Below are 17,778 nucleotides of genomic sequence, written 5' to 3' on the forward strand. Positions count from 1 at the left end.
TTACATCATATTAACATGTTTCATAACTATATGTGAGTGCAATATTTATCATATTTGTTCTATTTTTAATATAGAAACCTCCTTTAGTTTCATTATAAAACAAAATTAACTTTTTTTGTAATATTATGAGGTTATTGCCTTTTGAAAATATTGACACAGTGTAAAATTACTGCCATAAAAACTAATTCTTTCATCAGACCGAAGTTTCTTTAAGTATAGTGTACACTTATGAACAACTTCTCTTTTAAACAAACAGAAAGAAACATTGCAAAAACATTCCATTTATTTATAAGTTTGATACACCTTAATAATTATCCAAACTATTTTATATAAGTAAAAATCAGAAGAGATTTAGCAATAGTCATACACCATACTGGTAAATAGTTTAATTTAGCATATTTTATTATTCAGAATCATAGAAAAAAGACCAGGGGGTTATCCCTGATCTTTCTTTACTGTACTTATTGGCTACTAAATGAGATTAGTCTTCTTTTCTTCGTTTAGTTGCTACAAGACCTGCACCTAAAGCTAGAAGAGCTAAACCTGCTGCTAATGCAGCTTGTCCAGATTCACTTCCAGTGTTTGGTAGGTTAGGATTTTCTGGTTCAGTTTGGTCCGTTACTACTAACTTACCATCCTTAAACTCAACCTGATTTCCACTAGCATTTACCACTGTTACAGTTCCGTCGTAGTTAACTTGGAATGTAATATCTGTTACTGCTAAGTATCCAGTTGGAGCGGCTTCTTCATGGAAAGTATATACTCCTGGAGTCAAATCAAGTACATGTGATTGATTGGCCTTTGAAGTCCATTCAGCCACAGGACTACCTGCAACTTTTTCTCCACGGAAAATTTGGATTTTTGCGCCCGCGATTTCTTCACCTGCTAGATTTACCTTGCTGAAGGTAATCTTACGTGGTAGGTCGTCGTCTTTGTCGGTTACAGTTACAGTTGAGCCGTTGGTAACGACTTTGTTTTCTTCACCCTTAGAGTCTTTTTCTCCAACATTTGTCACTTCCACTGTGCCGTCGTGTTTGACTTGGAAAGTGATGTCCGTTACTTTGAGGTAACCTGTTGGGGCTGCTTCCTCATGGAAGGTGTAAGTACCTGGTGCCAAGTTGAGATCTTTAGACTTACCAGCTTCTGAAGTCCAGCTTTCTACAGCTGTACCTTCTGCCTTATCGCCCTTATAGATCTTGATTTGAGCGCCTGCGATTTCCGTACCACCAAGGCTAACCTTACTGAAGGTAATCTTACGTGGGAGGTCATCGTCTTTATCGGTTACAGTTACAGTTGAACCGTTTGTGGCAACTTTGTTTTCTTCACCCTTAGAGTCTTTTTCACCAACATTTGTCACTTCCACTGTGCCGTCATGTTTGACTTGGAAAGTGATGTCCGTTACTTTGAGGTAACCTGTTGGGGCTGCTTCCTCATGGAAGGTGTAAGTACCTGGGGCCAAGTTGAGATCTTTAGACTTACCAGCTTCTGAAGTCCAGCTTTCTACGGCTGTGCCTTCTGCCTTATCGCCCTTGTAGATCTTGATTTGAGCGCCTGCGATTTCTGTTCCACCAAGGCTAACCTTGCTGAAGGTAATCTTACGTGGTAGGTCGTCGTCTTTGTCGGTTACAGTTACAGTTGAACCGTTTGTGGCAACTTTGTTTTCTTCACCCTTAGAGTCTTTTTCTCCAACATTTGTCACTTCCACTGTGCCGTCGTGTTTGACTTGGAAAGTGATGTCCGTTACTTTGAGGTAACCTGTTGGGGCTGCTTCCTCATGGAAGGTGTAAGTTCCTGGAGCCAAGTTGAGATCTTTAGACTTACCAGCTTCTGAAGTCCAGCTTTCTACAGCTGTACCTTCTGCCTTATCGCCCTTATAGATCTTGATTTGAGCGCCTGCGATTTCCGTACCACCAAGGCTAACCTTACTGAAGGTAATCTTACGTGGGAGGTCATCGTCTTTATCGGTTACAGTTACAGTTGAACCGTTTGTGGCAACTTTGTTTTCTTCACCCTTAGAGTCTTTTTCACCAACATTGGTCACTTCCACTGTGCCGTCATGTTTGACTTGGAAAGTGATGTCCGTTACTTTGAGGTAACCAGTTGGGGCTGCTTCCTCATGGAAGGTGTAAGTGCCTGGAGCCAAGTTGAGATCTTTAGACTTACCAGCTTCAGATGTCCAGCTTTCTACGGCTGTACCTTCTGCTTTGTCGCCCTTGTAGATCTTGATTTGAGCACCTGCGATTTCTGTACCACCAAGGTTAACTTTACTGAAAGTAATGGCTTTTGGACTATCATCGTCTTTATCCGTTACTGTAACAGTTGAGCCGTTGGTTACGACCTTGTTCTCTTCACCCTTAGAGTCTTTTTCACCAACGTTGGTCACTGCCACTGTGCCGTCAGTTTTGACTTGGAAAGTGATGTCCGTTACTTTGAGGTAACCAGTTGGAGCTGCTTCCTCATGGAAGGTGTAAGTACCTGGAGCCAAGTTGAGCTCTTTAGACTTACCAGCTTCTGAAGTCCAGCTTTCTACGGCTGTACCTTCTGCCTTGTCGCCTTTGTAGATCTTAATCTCTGCACCTGCGATTTCTGTTCCACCAAGGCTAACCTTGCTGAAGGTAATCTTACGTGGAAGGTCATCATCTTTATCAGTTACAGTTACAGTTGAACCGTTTGTGGCAACTTTGTTTTCTTCACCTTTAGAGTCTTTTTCACCAACATTTGTCACTTCCACTGTGCCGTCATGTTTGACTTGGAATGTAATATCTGTTACTGCTAAGTATCCAGTTGGGGCTGCTTCCTCATGGAAGGTGTAAGTTCCTGGAGCCAAGTTGAGATCTTTAGACTTACCAGCTTCTGAAGTCCAGCTTTCTACGGCTGTGCCTTCTGCCTTGTCGCCCTTGTAGATCTTGATTTGAGCGCCTGCGATTTCTGTTCCACCAAGGCTAACCTTGCTGAAGGTAATCTTACGTGGAAGGTCATCGTCTTTATCGGTTACAGTTACTGTTGAGCCGTTGGTTACGACTTTGTTTTCTTCACCTTTAGAGTCTTTCTCACCAACATTTGTCACTTCCACTGTGCCGTCATGTTTGACTTGGAAAGTGATGTCCGTTACTTTGAGGTAACCAGTTGGAGCTGCTTTCTCATGGAAGGTGTAAGTACCTGGAGCCAAGTTCAAGTCTTTAGACTTGCCAGCTTCAGATGTCCAGCTTTCTACAGCTGTGCCTTCTGCCTTGTCGCCCTTGTAGATCTTGATTTGAGCGCCTGCGATTTCTGTTCCACCAAGGCTAACCTTGCTGAAGGTGATCTTACGTGGAAGGTCATCATCTTTATCAGTTACAGTTACAGTTGAACCGTTTGTGGCAACTTTGTTTTCTTCACCCTTAGAGTCTTTTTCACCAACATTGGTCACTTCCACTGTGCCGTCATGTTTGACTTGGAAAGTGATGTCCGTTACTTTGAGGTAACCAGTTGGGGCTGCTTCCTCATGGAAGGTGTAAGTGCCTGGAGCCAAGTTGAGATCTTTAGACTTACCAGCTTCAGATGTCCAGCTTTCTACGGCTGTACCTTCTGCTTTGTCGCCCTTGTAGATCTTGATTTGAGCACCTGCGATTTCTGTACCACCAAGGTTAACTTTACTGAAAGTAATGGCTTTTGGACTATCATCGTCTTTATCCGTTACTGTAACAGTTGAGCCGTTGGTTACGACCTTGTTCTCTTCACCCTTAGAGTCTTTTTCACCAACGTTGGTCACTGCCACTGTGCCGTCAGTTTTGACTTGGAAAGTGATGTCCGTTACTTTGAGGTAACCGGTTGGAGCGGCTTCCTCATGGAAGGTGTAAGTGCCTGGAGCCAAGTTGAGATCTTTAGACTTACCAGCTTCGGAAGTCCAGCTTTCTACGGCTGTACCTTCTGCCTTGTCGCCCTTGTAGATCTTGATTTGAGCACCTGCGATTTCTGTACCACCAAGGCTAACCTTACTGAAGGTAATCTTACGTGGAAGGTCATCGTCTTTATCGGTGACTTTAATAGTTGAACCGTCAGTTACAACTGTATTGTCCTCACCTTTAGCATCCTTGGTACCAACATTGGTAACTTTAACTGTTCCGTCATAGTTAACTTTAAAAGTGATATCCGTCACTTTGAGGTAACCAGTTGGGGCTGCTTCCTCATGGAAAGTGTATGTACCTGGTGCTAAGCTCAATTCTTTAGATTTACCAGCTTCGGATGTCCAGCTTTCTACAGCTGTACCTTCTGCCTTATCGCCCTTGTAGATCTTGATTTGGGCACCTGCGATTTCAACCCCACCAAGGCTAATTTTACTGAACGTGATTTTACGAGCTACATCGTCATCTTTATCAGTAACTGTCAGAGTTGAATCTTGGGCTACAACACGATTGTCTTCGCCTTTAGAATCTTTTTCACCTACTTTTGTCACTTCAACAGTACCGTTAGGTTTAACTTGGAAAGTGATATCCGTTACTTTGAGGTAACCAGTTGGAGCGGCTTCCTCATGGAAGGTGTAGATGCCTGGTTCAAGATTCAGTTGCTTAGGTTGGTCAGTTGAAGTCCAGCTTTCTACGGCTGTACCTTCTGCCTTGTCGCCCTTGTAGATCTTAATCTGTGCACCTGGGATTTCATTTCCTCCAAGGTTTACCTTACTGAAGGTAATTGGTTTTGGACTAGTATCCTCTTTATCGGTAATAGTCAGAACTGGACCAGCTGCAAGAACAGTGTCATCAGCTCCCTTATTCTTAATAGTGATAGAACCGTCAGCATTAACAGTATAAGTAATATCTCCTACAATTTGATATCCCTCTGGAGCATTGAACTCTCTTAGAGTGTAGGTCCCTGGTGCCAGCTTAATCACTTTAGAAGTGTCAGCTACAGTAGTCCAGTCTGCAACAGGTGCCTCTTCAAGATTGACTGTATCTCCACTATAGATTTTCAGTTCCGCTCCTGGAATTTCTTTTCCATTTGGATCCACCTTTTTGAAAGTAATCTCTTTTTCAATTGGAGTCTTCGGAGGTGTCTTCTTATTTTCAATTCGACGTTCTACTGATTTGTCTGAACCAAACTCATCTGGAGAAATTTTAATATCTTCAGTTAATTTGTCATAGCCAAGAGGAGCCGTTACTTCACGAATTGTATAGTTGTCTCGCAACAATTTGCCTACACTAGCGTTACCATCAGGACCTGTTGTCAATCGTCCAACAACAGCTTGGTTACGATCACGAATTACTTCAAAAACTGCGCCTTGCAATGGTTGGCCTGCTTCGTCTACCTTATGAATTTTAATGGTGAAAACATATCCTTCCGCAACACCACCTGCAATCTGGTAGGTACGTGTGCTTGTTGATTGTTCATTCTCACTACCATTGTAGCTCATGTTGGCTACGTTCGTGATTTCCTCACCATCGACTAGATCATAATTCGCTTTAGCTCGATACTCGATCATATAACCAAAACCATTAGTATCTCCTAAAGGAAGGGTGAAACCATCACCATTCGCATTTACCACTAGTTGGTTTTTAAAGGTTTCGGTCATATCCCGAGCATTAGTCCATTTCCAGTCTCCGTTATTCCAACTCCAATCTACTTTGTAAATTCGAAAAGTATCTGGTAGGAATGTCATATTTGGAGAAGAGAAAGCATCTTTGATAGTGACATCACTGTAGTTCGCCATATTGCGGTTTACAGTAATGTTATAACGGATTACATTTTTCTCGTCATCCTTGAATTGGAAGGAACTCTTTTCAATTTTAGAGTCGTATTTCCCTGGAGGGCCGTTATAACGGATTTTCCCTGCAAATAGAACTCTATGTCCTACAGTAATGTTGACATCAACGTCTTTTTCTTCTGAAACAACGTCATGGTCAACTCGGACATAGACAAAGAATTTCCCCCTAACGCCAGAATTATTCTCAACAAATTTTGTATAAGTGAGAGTAATTGTTTTGCTAGCTGCATCTAAACGACCAGTAGCTACAAGATTGTTAGAAGCATCTCGTAATTCAATGTCTGAAGAGTTTGAAAATGCAATCTCTGATGGCAATTGAAGTGTTGTTGTATCACCTTCATGCACCGTATTATCTGGCAAAACAAAATCTGCAGTAAGACGGAATTCTTGCCAAATATCCAATCCTTGCGTTAATGCTTCACCAGATTTGTTCTCAACACCTACACTAGTGATAACATCATTATACTCTGCCGCACGTACTTGCGTCAGAGGAGCAAATGATTGGAGAATAACTCCCAAACAAAGAATAACGATCTGAATCCAAGATCTTATTTTTTTGTTCATGTGATCTTCCTTTCTCATAATATTCAATTGTAAATGTACAATGTAATTGTAAGCTAATTGATTGTCCCCAACTAATCACCGTTCACCTTTTTAAAAATGAACCGTATTAACTACATTACAACCACATTTTATCATACTATCGAAAAAAAGGCTAGGACTATCAAACAAATTTTTACAGAATAATTTATTTTTTTCTCTCTATTAAGAAATGATCCTTTTCCTTTAAATTTACTCGTTGACAAGCCAGTATATACCAGTTAAAAACAAATACGATAAACAGTATTTTTTTGCACATTTTATTTTAAAAATGCATTTTCACTTATTTAAATACGTCTTTTAGAATGGCATTGTTTATGCCAACATTACTAAATGATTTTTCTGTCATAAAAAAGACCAGGAAAACCTGGTCTTTCTTAGTCACCGCTAGATTCATATTCTAGCTAGTGCCTCTAATCTTCTTTTTTGCCTTTAGTGGCGACTAATCCTGCCCCCAAACCGAGAAGAGCTAAACCTGCTGCTACTGCTGCTTGGCTTGCTGCACTTCCTGTATTTGGCAACTGCTCTTTTTGAGCTTGATTAGCTTTACTTGAAGCAATTTCTTTTGTATCTGCTTTTTCTGATACTTGTGGTTTTGTTGCTTCTTGAGGTACTGGTTTGGTCGTTTCACCAGCTGTACCAACTTCGACGATGCGATTCTGAGCCATAACTTTATCATAGCTTTCTTTTTCAGTTCGCTTGCCATTTTCAACTTCGATTAAGTGAACACGGATACCTTGTCTTCCTTCTTGAAGGATGCGAGTTTGACCTGCTGGAAGTTTGTCATTCTTTTGTTCCTGAACTTTGAAATCAATGATTTCTTCTTCTGAGATAAGCTCTGGAAGATTAAGAACGAGGTTCTTCACTTCATCTTCTGGAAGAGAAGTTCCTGGTTTAGTACCAACTTCTACAATACGATCTTGAGCAACGACTTTATCGTAAGTTTCTTTAAGCTGACGTTTTCCATTTTCCACTTCAATCAAGTGAAGACGGACACCTTGTTTTCCTTCTTGGAGGACACGAGTTTCTCCTAGATACAACTTATCAGACTTACGCTCCTGAACCTTGAAGTCGATGGTTTCTTCTTCAACTACAAGTTCGGGCCTTTCGAGGACAAGGTTCTTCACTTCGTCTTCTGGAAGAGAGGTTCCTGGTTTTGTTCCGACCAAGACGATGCGGTCTGTCGGAGCCTCTACCACTTCGCGAAGTTTTTCTTCCTTACTTCCATCAGGATTAATCACTGTAAAGATACGTTCTTTACCAACTGTTCCTTCTTGTTCTACACGAGTTTCTCCTAGATACAGCGTTGAATCCTTTTTCTCAACTGTCTTGTAGGCCAAATCGTTTTCAACAAATTCGAGTTTTGGAAGTTCTTCTTGTTCACCAGCAACTGTCTTCTCAGAAATTGGTTTTTCCTTGGTCAACTGGATACGGTATTCCTTGACTTGTTTTCCACTTTCTGAAACAAGACGAACAAGTACTGGAAGGCTATCGTCTCCGCTATCTACAACTGTTGAAGCAACTTGGTCTGTTTCCTCAACTGAAACTTTTGGACGTTGTCCGCTATAAGTTACTTGATAGTCTTGACGGTTTTCAGCGAAATCAGGAAGTTCTTTTCCATCTACAAGAATCTTCGATTGAGTGCTTTCTTGAGGCAATTCGCTTGGAGCAAGGAAGGTCATCTCAATTATCGCAACACCCTTCTTATCCGCTTTGCGCTCCATACGCCATCTCATGGCTTTGGCTTTCACAGCTTTAAAGGTAACGTTAATTTCATCACCGGCTTCAATGTCTTTATCCGCACGATAAGGAACAGCTTCCCAATTTTCTGGATTGTTGAATGGATGGTCTGCGTCGTAGGCTTGGTAGTTTGAATAGTAGGTTGGCACTTCAAACTCTGGACCGACATAGCGTTCTAAAACGAGTTTAGATGGTGAATCCGTACCACTATCTGCAAAGAAGTGAAGTTTAGCTTGAGCAACAGTCCGTTCTACAATCTTACCATTTTCACGGAAGATCACACCCGCTGATACTTCTGGATTAGAAGATGGTGTTGGAGACCAGTTTGTCCAACGACGATTTTCAGAATGATCTCTATCATTGATATAGTCAACACGGTCATGAGAACTGTCGTCAATATCATTAGTTGCTGAGGCAAAGGCTTGGTTACTATTTTCATCATAGTCAGGGTTGTCTGAGAGGGCCTCACCAAGTTTGTCTGTCACTCGTACAGAGAATTCCGCAACGAGGTCGCTACCAAGGACACGGCCTCGAACAGTAAATTGACCTGCTTTTGTCAGATTTTCTGCTGGAACTTCTTCCCATTCAACTGCCAAGTCTTTTGTTTCGTAGCCGTCTTTACCTGTGAAGTAAACCGGAACCTTCGTTGGCAATTCAAGTGGTTGACCTACTTGTACCAAACGTGCTTGTTTGACCGCGACAACTGGTTTACGAGAGAGCAAATCTTTATTGCTTGTAAAGTGTAGACGGTATTCTCCTAGGATGTCACCATTTTCAGCTTTCGCGATGACACGGACTGGCTCACCTTCACGAACACTTGGAACTACGGTAGCGAGACCATTGTTGCTAACACTTGCTGTTACTGCAGGAACTTTTCCATCTACAGACTCAAGGTAGTAGTCTGTCAAATCAGGGTTGAAGTTTGCTAAGTCTTTACCGTCAACTTGGATTCTCGTTTGTCCTTGTTTAGCTGCCGCAACTTGTTTCGCAAAAATTTGTACTTCTGTGATAGACGTTCCTTTCTTGCTATCAAGTCGAACCATACGAATGCGAACCGCATAGGTTTCAACTTTATCAAAGCTGAAATGATTCATTTCTCCAGCTTTTAATTGAGCTGGTGCTTTGAGATTGCTTACCTCTTTCCAGTTTGCAGGATCGTTAAAGGCATGGTTTTCCTCACCTACAAAGCTAGGGTTTTTAGGGGCTGTTGGAACGGTCTTACCGACATAATATTCAATCACATAAGACTTCGGTACACCAACTCCGTGGTCTTCGTGGAATCCGACACTTAGATTATCAACTGAACGTTTGCTCAAAATACCTGAATCTCCGAATAGGACACCAACTGAAGCTTCTGGATTACTACGGTTCCAGTTTGTCCAACGGTTAGCTGGGCGGTCATTAAAGGAAATCAATTTATCGTTGACATTTGAAACAGGATCAGTTGGATTTGAGTCTGAAGCAAAGGCAAGTGGCAATTCTGATCCGGTCCATTGGTCAGAAATATTTGCCCCCTTCTCAGTTTGAGCAGATACGCGAACATGAAGTTTAGTTGTTAATTGCGTACCTTCTAGGCGACCATTAACTGTAAAGACACCTTCCTTGGCGTATTGCTCTGGACGAATCGTATCCCATGTAACCTTAGCTGATGAAACGTGACCATTTGAATCGTAGGTACGAACACTTTCTGGTAATTGTGGTGCTTCTGCGATTGGTGTCGTCACACTGACTTCTTCAACTGAAACGATGCCTTCTACAGAGACTTTTGCACGCGCCTCAAGGTCAATACCTTCAACTTTACCTAGAACTTCAAAGGTTTGATAGGAGTCGAGTTTTTCTTTTGGAATGGCTTGCCATGTGACTTTGTGGGCTTTAGGGAAACCTTTGTCATACTCAACTGTTACTGTTGCTGGAAGGCTTGGTTCTTGATGCAAGTCTGTTACTACGTTCACTGGACGAATAGATTGCGCAATCTTCTTCTCTGTGTTGGCTTGGATCGTGAGATCGATTTGACCTCTAGCCCCCTCATATTCTGCTTTGAGAGTGACTGTTCCTGGCCTATGTAACTCAAGCATTCCTTTACGAACTGCGACTTCCCCTTCACCACTTGTAGAGAAGTTTACTTTATCAGCTGGTAAAACTGCTTGTGTTCCGTCTTGATAGTGAGCGAGTACAGACAATTTCACTGTTTGGTCTTCTTTAAGACCGTCAGCTTGCTCCACTTGTAGGCTCAAGTGGTCAATTTTCGGTGCTTCTTCAAGGAATTGAATTGCATAGGTTTGAAGAGGTCCACCATCTTTTGGTTGAACATAGATGCTTGCACGCATGCCGTTTGCTGCACTTGCTTGGACTACAGTAACATCCGCATTTTCAGCACTTGCTACAACTTCTGGCAAGGATGCACCGTAAGCAAGAGTTCGATATTGCATTGGATTTTGAGTAGTAAGACCAGTGACAGATTCGCCACCAACCGTTACAGTTGGTACTGCAGGTGCCACAGGATTGCCTTCTTCTACCACAAGAGTAGCATGAATGGTTTCTCCTCCTAGTTGGCCAGTCATTTGAATACGTGATCCTGCAACTGACAGTTTAGCTTTATCTGCTTCCGAAATCTCCCACTTATCAACTTCGTATTCTTGTACGCTTCCATCCGTAACAGCAATAGAAACGTATTTATCAACAGCGCTCAAGTCTGTTCCTGGAGCAACACGCTTAACAGTTGGAAGCTCATTTGCGATTGCTAGAATTTCGACACGGGCCTCAACTTCGCGTCCGTCTGCCATACCTTTAACAGTCACAACTCCTGCTTGGCTCACATCAACTGAAGACCAAGTTACTGGACGTTTTTCACGACTGCCATCACTGTAGATAAAACCGACTGTCTTCGGCATTTTTGGCTCTTTCTCAATAACAGTACGTACTTTTGGTACTTCTGTTCCGAGAACGGTCTTTTCTTGGTCTTCTTTTTTACCAGTAAAGACCGTTACTTGACCAGATTTCAAGAGATCTGAATGGGCTGTTAGAGTGAATTTACCTGCTTGCTCAGTTGATTTAACAATGGCAACCCCTTTACCGTTAAAGGCTCTGCGGATCCAAGAACCATCAGGTTGTGCCTTGTAGCGTTCACGGCTGGCTTGTTCCCCATTATCAACACCAACCAGTTGACCTTGTCCATGCAATTGGAAACGAACCAAATTATTGGCAGTTGGTACCACATTTCCTTCACTATCTACGATTTCGTAGTAGATGTAGGTCAAGTCTTTTCCATCTGCTGCGATTGCGTGTTCTTCCTTGATGAGACGAACACCTGCTGGTTGACCTGCCGTCGTGATCTTGTCACGTGCAATTTCTTTTCCAGCTTCATCGCGAGCTACAGCTTCTAAAGTACCTGGTTGGTACGCAACCTTCCATTCAAGATAGAGTTCCTTAGCATTGGCACCTTCTTGGTAAGTGCGGCCATCACTGGTTTGTTTCTTGTTGAACTTCTTAACTCCAAGAGATTGACCATTTAAGAACAATTCTACACTTGCAGCGTTTGAGTAAGCTCGAACTGGGATTTTTCCGTCTGAATCTTCAACTTTCGATGCCAATTCTCTATTTTCCCAGTTCCAGTGAGGAAGAAGGTGTACCATCGGTTTCTTCTTGGCAGAAACCCATTGGCTTTGGTAGAGATAAAAGTCATGTTTTGGAATACCTGCTGTATCTACGATACCAAAGTAAGAGCTCTTAACGGGAGTTTGGTTTTGGTTGTGCCATGGTGTAGGTTCACCGATATAGTCCGTACCTGTCCAGATAAACTGTCCAGCATAGCCAGCGTTGTCACGGTCAAAGGTCCATGAATCTGTTGCCGTTTTACCCCAGCCAACTCGGTCATTACCATAGTCAGACTGTTCGTAATGGCGCTCAGGTCCGTTACTATGTTTCAATTCCTGTTCAGGGCGATAGTAACTTCCACGTGTACGGGTAGCTGAAGATGTTTCAGAACCATAAATCAACCAGTTTGGATGTTTCGCACGAAGTTTCTTGTAGTTGTCTTCTGAATAGTTGAAACCAACTGCATCCAGTTCATTAGCAATTTTCTCATGATCACCGCTACCATCACCAAAGCGGAACTTATCTGCTCCCATGGTAACATAACGTGTAGTATCAACATCTTTAATCACTTTTACTAAGCGTTTAACCGTTGCAAGAGAGTGAGCCTTTCCATCTGCTTCACCGATTTCATTCCCTATAGACCACATGAAGACAGCTGGGTTGTTTTTATCTCTTTCGACCATGGTACGAAGATCATAGTCAGACCATTTTTCACCTTTTCTAGCTTCTGGGTGAGTAGCGTCTTTTTCAAAGAAACGTCCGTAGTCATAAGGTTTCTTACCACCATACCAAGTATCAAAGGCCTCTTCCTGAACCAGCAAACCAAGTTCTGCTGCGATTTGCAAAGTCTGTGGACTTGCAGGGTTATGAGTTGTACGGATGGCGTTAACGCCCATCTCCTTCATTTGTTTGAGACGACGGTATTCTGCCTTATAGTTTTCTTCTGCTCCAAGCGCTCCGTGGTCATGGTGCAAGGAAACACCATGGAATTTAATGCGTTCACCATTCAAAGAGAAACCTTCATTTGGAGTCCAATGATAGTAACGGTAACCAAACAGATCCTTCTTAGCATCCACCAATTGACCATCACGGTAAACACGCGTAATCAATTCGTACAAGGCTGGTTTGTCATTTAAAACTGTCCAGAGTTTTGGTTGTTCAACTTCTAGAATCGCATCAAGACTTGTTGACTCATGTGCTTTCAAGGTACGGCTCGCTGTACGAACCAAGCCTGTTACAGCCTGACCACCACGTTCAACGATTTGATACTCTGCCACCAGTTCATGGTCTTTATCGTCTGTATTGACAATCTTGCTGGCTACATGAGTTTCAACCTTGCCATGTTGCTGTTGTTCAAGTTTTGGTGTTAAGATAGTTGTTCCATTTTTCTCAACATGAACCTTATCTGTCACTTGCAAGGTCACATCACGGTAGATACCACTACCTGAGTACCAACGGCTACTTGGCTGTTTGTTAACCGCATGGACAGCAATCACATTCTCACGACCATCTTTGTGAAGATATTTTGTGATATCGTATGAGAACTGGTTATAACCATTTGGATAATGCCCCACTAACTGGCCATTGACATAGACTTGAGAGTCCATGTAGACACCATCAAAGGTCACACGAACATTTTTCTTGAGATCTTTTTCATCAAGTTTAAAGGTCTTGCGATACCAAGCTTCACCACCATTGAGCTGTCCACCCTCGTTTTGGGCAGGTGACTGATGGTCAAAATCGTTAAAGATACTCCAGTCGTGTGGGAGATCCAATTTTTGCCATGTTGATACATCGGCATCTGATTTCACAGCTTCTTTAGGATTCGCATTGAGTTTAAAGTGCCAATTTTGATTAAAATTCACTTTTCTATCTTCAATCATTTGATTCACTTCTTCATTTGTCGCAGCTTTCAACTCTTCCTTGACAGGCTTTTCTTGACTTGAAGCTTGAGATTCTACCTTTGGAGCTGTTTCTTCAGGTTTTAGAGATGCTTTCTCCTCTTTTGGAGCTACAGGTTCCTCTTCTTTCACCTCTGGTTTGCTTGCTTCAATTGGAGCAGCTTGACTTTGGTCGACACTTGCAGCATCCTTGTGCTCTGCTACAGCTTGATTTTCTTTTTCCTCCACTGCCGGACTTTCCTCTTTTGCTTGTTCAACAGTGTGAGTAATTGGAGTTTCATCCGCGAAAACTGGTGATTCTCCAATGACACTTCCTCCAAATAGAACCGCACAGGTTCCAATCATGACAGAGCAAGCGCCTACGGCAAACTTACGAATGCTGTAGACTCTTTTACGATTCCAATGGCCTTTTTCCATAAAATCCTCCTTTAGTAACCGCTTCCATTTATTTGTAAGCGTATTACTTTTTCATAGCCTTTTACCCTTATTTTATAAAATAATATAGGAAATTTCAATACCCTAAACACAAAAATCATATTTTTGATTGTTTTTTCTAAAATTTGTAGAAGATTCGAAAAAAGTGAATGTAGATTTAGAACAAAAACAAACAAATTTTTGACACTCAGTTCAATATTATAAAAAAAGTTCCTTTTGTAAGGAACTCCTTTTACTTATAATTAAAGATCCCCCCTGCCAACTTATCAGCTAGCTTGGGAAAGAGGGTATAAAACTTATGGGCTAGATTCAACAAAACTGGGAGATTGAGTTCCCGTTTGTTTTTTCCTATGATTTTGACAATTTTTCTAGCGACTACATCTGGTTCTAAGAGAAATCGGTCAACAGACTTGAGGTAGCTCCCATCTGACGTCAAATGAGGATTTCCATTAGCAAAGCGTTCTGGGAAAATCTGATACCACACGGTATTTGAAACCCAACTAGGAACCTGACATCCATCAATTTCGTGAACATAAGGAAGTTTAAAGCCATTTCCTTCAGCATCCAAGTTTTCTTGAGTATGTTCCTTATCTACATAAAAATACCCTTACCCTCTTTATCAAGGAGTTCAAAGAGATACTGAATGCGTAAAAAATCAACCGAGACTGTAATCTGCCAATAGTCAAATAGGGCATCTGAGGTTACTTTGGTCATTTCTTTCTTGGCTTCATACTTATCCTCAATGAAAATAAAGGGATCTCCATAGTGTAAGATAACCTTCTGGACATCATTTATCTTGGTTCTAATTCGGATATGTAGCTGATCTTCCTTGTAAAGATATGCATACTCTGATTCTGGTCTATGATAAATAGCTGTTAATTCCATCATTTGTCTCCTAAATAATCTATCATCAACAAAAAAGCAAACGTTTTCATAATTAACAGAACTAGTATACTATTTTAGCTGTTTATTTGCAAATTTTATACCAGTTTTACGATAGATATATAAGATGGACAAGGGTAAAATTGAGTAGACTCTTTTTGAGCTTTAAAAAGAGAGTTTCCATGAACTGAAAAACTCTCTCATCATTACGAATCAGATGATTAAAATAAAAGCTATCTGATATCTTTAATCTTCTAAAATGAAAATTTCTTCAACATGTAGTCGTAGCAACCTTGCAATTTTCATTGCTAGTTCAAGTGTAGGATTGTACTTGTCATTCTCTATAGCAATTATGGTTTGTCGACTAACGCCTAATATTCTTGCCATATCTTCCTGACGTAGTCCCTCAGACTTTCTTAACTGTTTGATGTTATTTTTCATACAGCATTAGTCTTTCTGAAAAAAATAAACGCCAACAGCCAATACTACGATAACAGTGACAACTGCTAGAATGACTCCTTGAACAAGTTTATTTGGTTCTTTATACTCTTCATCACCAGCAATCATATTGCGTTTTATTGCGGTTTGAGCAAATCCTTGCACACTTACAGATAAGATCAAAATTAAGCAAGGAAGCATTTCAAGTTTGCCACCAACAACAAGTGCTTGATAGATATTAAATCCTGTCCATGCACATAAACCCAAAAGCGCTGTTTTATAGCCCCACTCCTCAGAACGCAACTGAATATCTCTGTCCATTTCATCCATCTTTTTCATGGCTTTGTTCCTCCAAATTTTTGTAATAATGTCAAGAGCTCTTTACATTTCTTATTATACTCTAAATCGATAAAATGTCAAGATATTTTAACATTTTTACTTTTTTTATTTTCTTCATCTATTCTAAGAATATTCCTAACTCCAATTTACAGTCTAATCAATCTGACAAAGGGCAAGTTCTTTTAATCCTATTTTATCTTGACTTCATAAGCTTCGGCTATAGATATACTTTCAGTTATGTTAGACTCGAAGTTTATCCTCTCTTTTCTGCTTTCTTATCTCTATTTATACCTTAAATGGGCTTAATCGTTATAAACTGCCTGTTTATCATGTGGTATTTTTCTACAAATTAGCAACCGAAAAAAATAAAAAGCCATTCCTCAAGGGAACAGCCTTTTCACTTATAATTAAAGGTTTCCCCAGCCAACTTATCTGCTAACTTGGGAAAGAGGGTATAAAACTTATGGGCTAGATTCAGTAAGAGCGGAAGATTGATTTCACGTTTGTTTTTGCCTATGGTCTTAACAATCTTTTGCGCGACAGCATCTGGTTCCAATAGAAAACGGTCGACCGATTTGAGGTAGGTCCCATCTGGGTCTGCCTGGTCAAAAAATCCTGTACGGATAGGTCCTGGATTAACAGTTGTCACATAGACACCATAGGGCATGAGCTCAAGGCGAAGAGCATTTGAAAAACCAATGGCCGCAAACTTGGTCGCAGAATATAGACTAGACTTGCCAGTCGCTATCAATCCTGCCATGCTGACGATATTGATGATATGACCTTTTCGACTTTCCTTCATGCGCTCCGCAAAGCGACGAGACAGATTCATCAGGGCAAAGGTATTGACCTCAAACATCTGGTGAATGTCTTGATCAGAGATCTTGTTGAAATCTTCAAAAATTCCATAGCCAGCATTGTTAATCAAGACATCAATCTTGCCATAACGGAGATAGAGGTCAGCTACTAGTGCTTCCAGGGCTGAGTCATCAGTAATATCGATTTCAATTAATTCCACATGAGGATGATTTCCATATAGTTGGGCTAGTTTTTCCTTGTTTCTACCTAGCAAGATGAGTTGGTCATTTGGCAAGAGTTTGACCATTTCTTGGGCTAAGCCACCGCTTGCTCCAGTGATGATGATGGTGCGCATACTTATCCTTTCTCAATCTTCTAAATTTCCACTTCTTCCAAGTCTTTGACCACATGGACATTTTCAAAAACAGTTGCCGCATCTTTCTTGAGCTGACTGATATCTTTTGAGAGGAAACGAGCACTGATATGATTGAGCAAGAGGCGTTTAGCACCGGCTTCTGCTGCTACTTGTGCTGCCTGCATATTGGTTGAGTGACCGTGGTTGCGGGCAATTTTTTCATCTCCCTTGCCATAAGTCGACTCATGGACAAGGACATCAGCGTTAACAGCTAGACGCACACTGGCATTAGCTTTTCGGGTGTCACCCAGAATAGTAATAATCTTACCAGGTCGTGGTGCTGAGATATAGTCTGCTGCCTTGATTTCAGTTCCGTCTTCTAGAACAACGTCCTGACCGTTTTTGATTTTTCCAAAAAGCGGGCCAAATGGAACACCAGCAGCCTTAAGTCTTTCAGCATCCAAGGTACCTTCTAAGTCCTTTTGCATGACACGATAGCCAACACAGAAAATAGTGTGGTCCAGCTCCTCTGCATACACCGTGAATTTATCGGTCTCAAGGATTTTCCCTAGAGAATCTTGGTCAAACTCATGAAAATGAATGCGATAAGGCAGACGAGAACCCGACACACGTAGACTGGTTAAGACAAATGACTTGATCCCTTGTGGTCCATAAATGTCCAAATCTGTCTGCTCCTCATTAGCCTGAAAAGCACGGCTAGAGAGAAATCCTGGCAATCCAAAGATGTGATCTCCGTGCAAGTGAGTGATAAAGATTTTGCTGACCTTACGTGGTCGAATTGTGGTTTCCAGAATACGATTTTGCATTCCTTCTCCACAGTCAAAGAGCCAGACTTCGTTAATCTCGTCCAAGAGTTTCAATGCTAGACTTGAAACGTTGCGAGCTTTAGAGGGCTGACCGGCCCCTGTTCCTAAAAATTGAATATCCATTCGATACTT

General features: G+C 41.4%; 6 protein-coding genes and 2 pseudogenes. All 8 read right to left on the reverse strand.

What is annotated here, in order from left to right:
- Window positions 1–481: 481 nt before the first annotated feature.
- A complete protein-coding gene (locus PCY17_RS01545; RefSeq protein ID WP_301391061.1) occupies window positions 482–6,301 on the reverse strand; it encodes a SpaA isopeptide-forming pilin-related protein in 5,820 nt (1,939 codons plus the stop codon).
- A 449-nt stretch (window positions 6,302–6,750) separates the two neighbouring features.
- On the reverse strand, window positions 6,751–13,989 hold the full coding sequence (gene bgaA, locus PCY17_RS01550; RefSeq protein WP_301391062.1) for an LPXTG-anchored adhesin/beta-galactosidase BgaA: 7,239 nt from the start codon (window positions 13,987–13,989) through the stop codon (window positions 6,751–6,753).
- Window positions 13,990–14,239: 250 nt separating this feature from the next.
- Window positions 14,240–14,434 (reverse strand): annotated as a pseudogene (locus PCY17_RS01555) (short-chain dehydrogenase); the annotation flags it as partial.
- Window positions 14,426–14,892 (reverse strand): annotated as a pseudogene (locus PCY17_RS01560) (alpha amylase N-terminal ig-like domain-containing protein); the annotation flags it as partial. The pseudogenes PCY17_RS01555 and PCY17_RS01560, both read right to left, overlap by 9 nt.
- A gap of 243 nt (window positions 14,893–15,135) precedes the next feature.
- The gene (locus PCY17_RS01565) at window positions 15,136–15,330 is read right to left on the reverse strand and encodes a helix-turn-helix transcriptional regulator (protein ID WP_006150191.1); all 195 of its coding nucleotides are present in this window, start codon (window positions 15,328–15,330) and stop codon (window positions 15,136–15,138) included.
- Between the two features lie 6 nt (window positions 15,331–15,336).
- Window positions 15,337–15,666, reverse strand: a complete 330-nt coding sequence (locus PCY17_RS01570) for a hypothetical protein (RefSeq protein WP_004252308.1) — start codon at window positions 15,664–15,666, stop codon at window positions 15,337–15,339.
- Between the two features lie 397 nt (window positions 15,667–16,063).
- Window positions 16,064–16,819 (reverse strand): SDR family oxidoreductase, encoded by a 756-nt coding sequence (locus PCY17_RS01575; RefSeq protein WP_049549781.1) that lies wholly within the window; start codon window positions 16,817–16,819, stop codon window positions 16,064–16,066.
- Window positions 16,820–16,839: 20 nt separating this feature from the next.
- Window positions 16,840–17,769, reverse strand: coding sequence for a ribonuclease Z (gene rnz / locus PCY17_RS01580; protein ID WP_049549780.1), 930 nt, complete (start codon window positions 17,767–17,769; stop codon window positions 16,840–16,842).
- Window positions 17,770–17,778: the final 9 nt, after the last annotated feature.

The sequence above is a fragment of the Streptococcus sp. SO2 genome (assembly GCF_030440025.1).

Coding starts and splice junctions, on each gene's coding strand:
- PCY17_RS01545 (WP_301391061.1), bottom strand. CDS start 6,301: ATGAACAAAAAAATAAGATCTTGGATTCAGATCGTTATTCTTTGTTTG.
- bgaA (WP_301391062.1), bottom strand. CDS start 13,989: ATGGAAAAAGGCCATTGGAATCGTAAAAGAGTCTACAGCATTCGTAAG.
- PCY17_RS01565 (WP_006150191.1), bottom strand. CDS start 15,330: ATGAAAAATAACATCAAACAGTTAAGAAAGTCTGAGGGACTACGTCAG.
- PCY17_RS01570 (WP_004252308.1), bottom strand. CDS start 15,666: ATGAAAAAGATGGATGAAATGGACAGAGATATTCAGTTGCGTTCTGAG.
- PCY17_RS01575 (WP_049549781.1), bottom strand. CDS start 16,819: ATGCGCACCATCATCATCACTGGAGCAAGCGGTGGCTTAGCCCAAGAA.
- rnz (WP_049549780.1), bottom strand. CDS start 17,769: ATGGATATTCAATTTTTAGGAACAGGGGCCGGTCAGCCCTCTAAAGCT.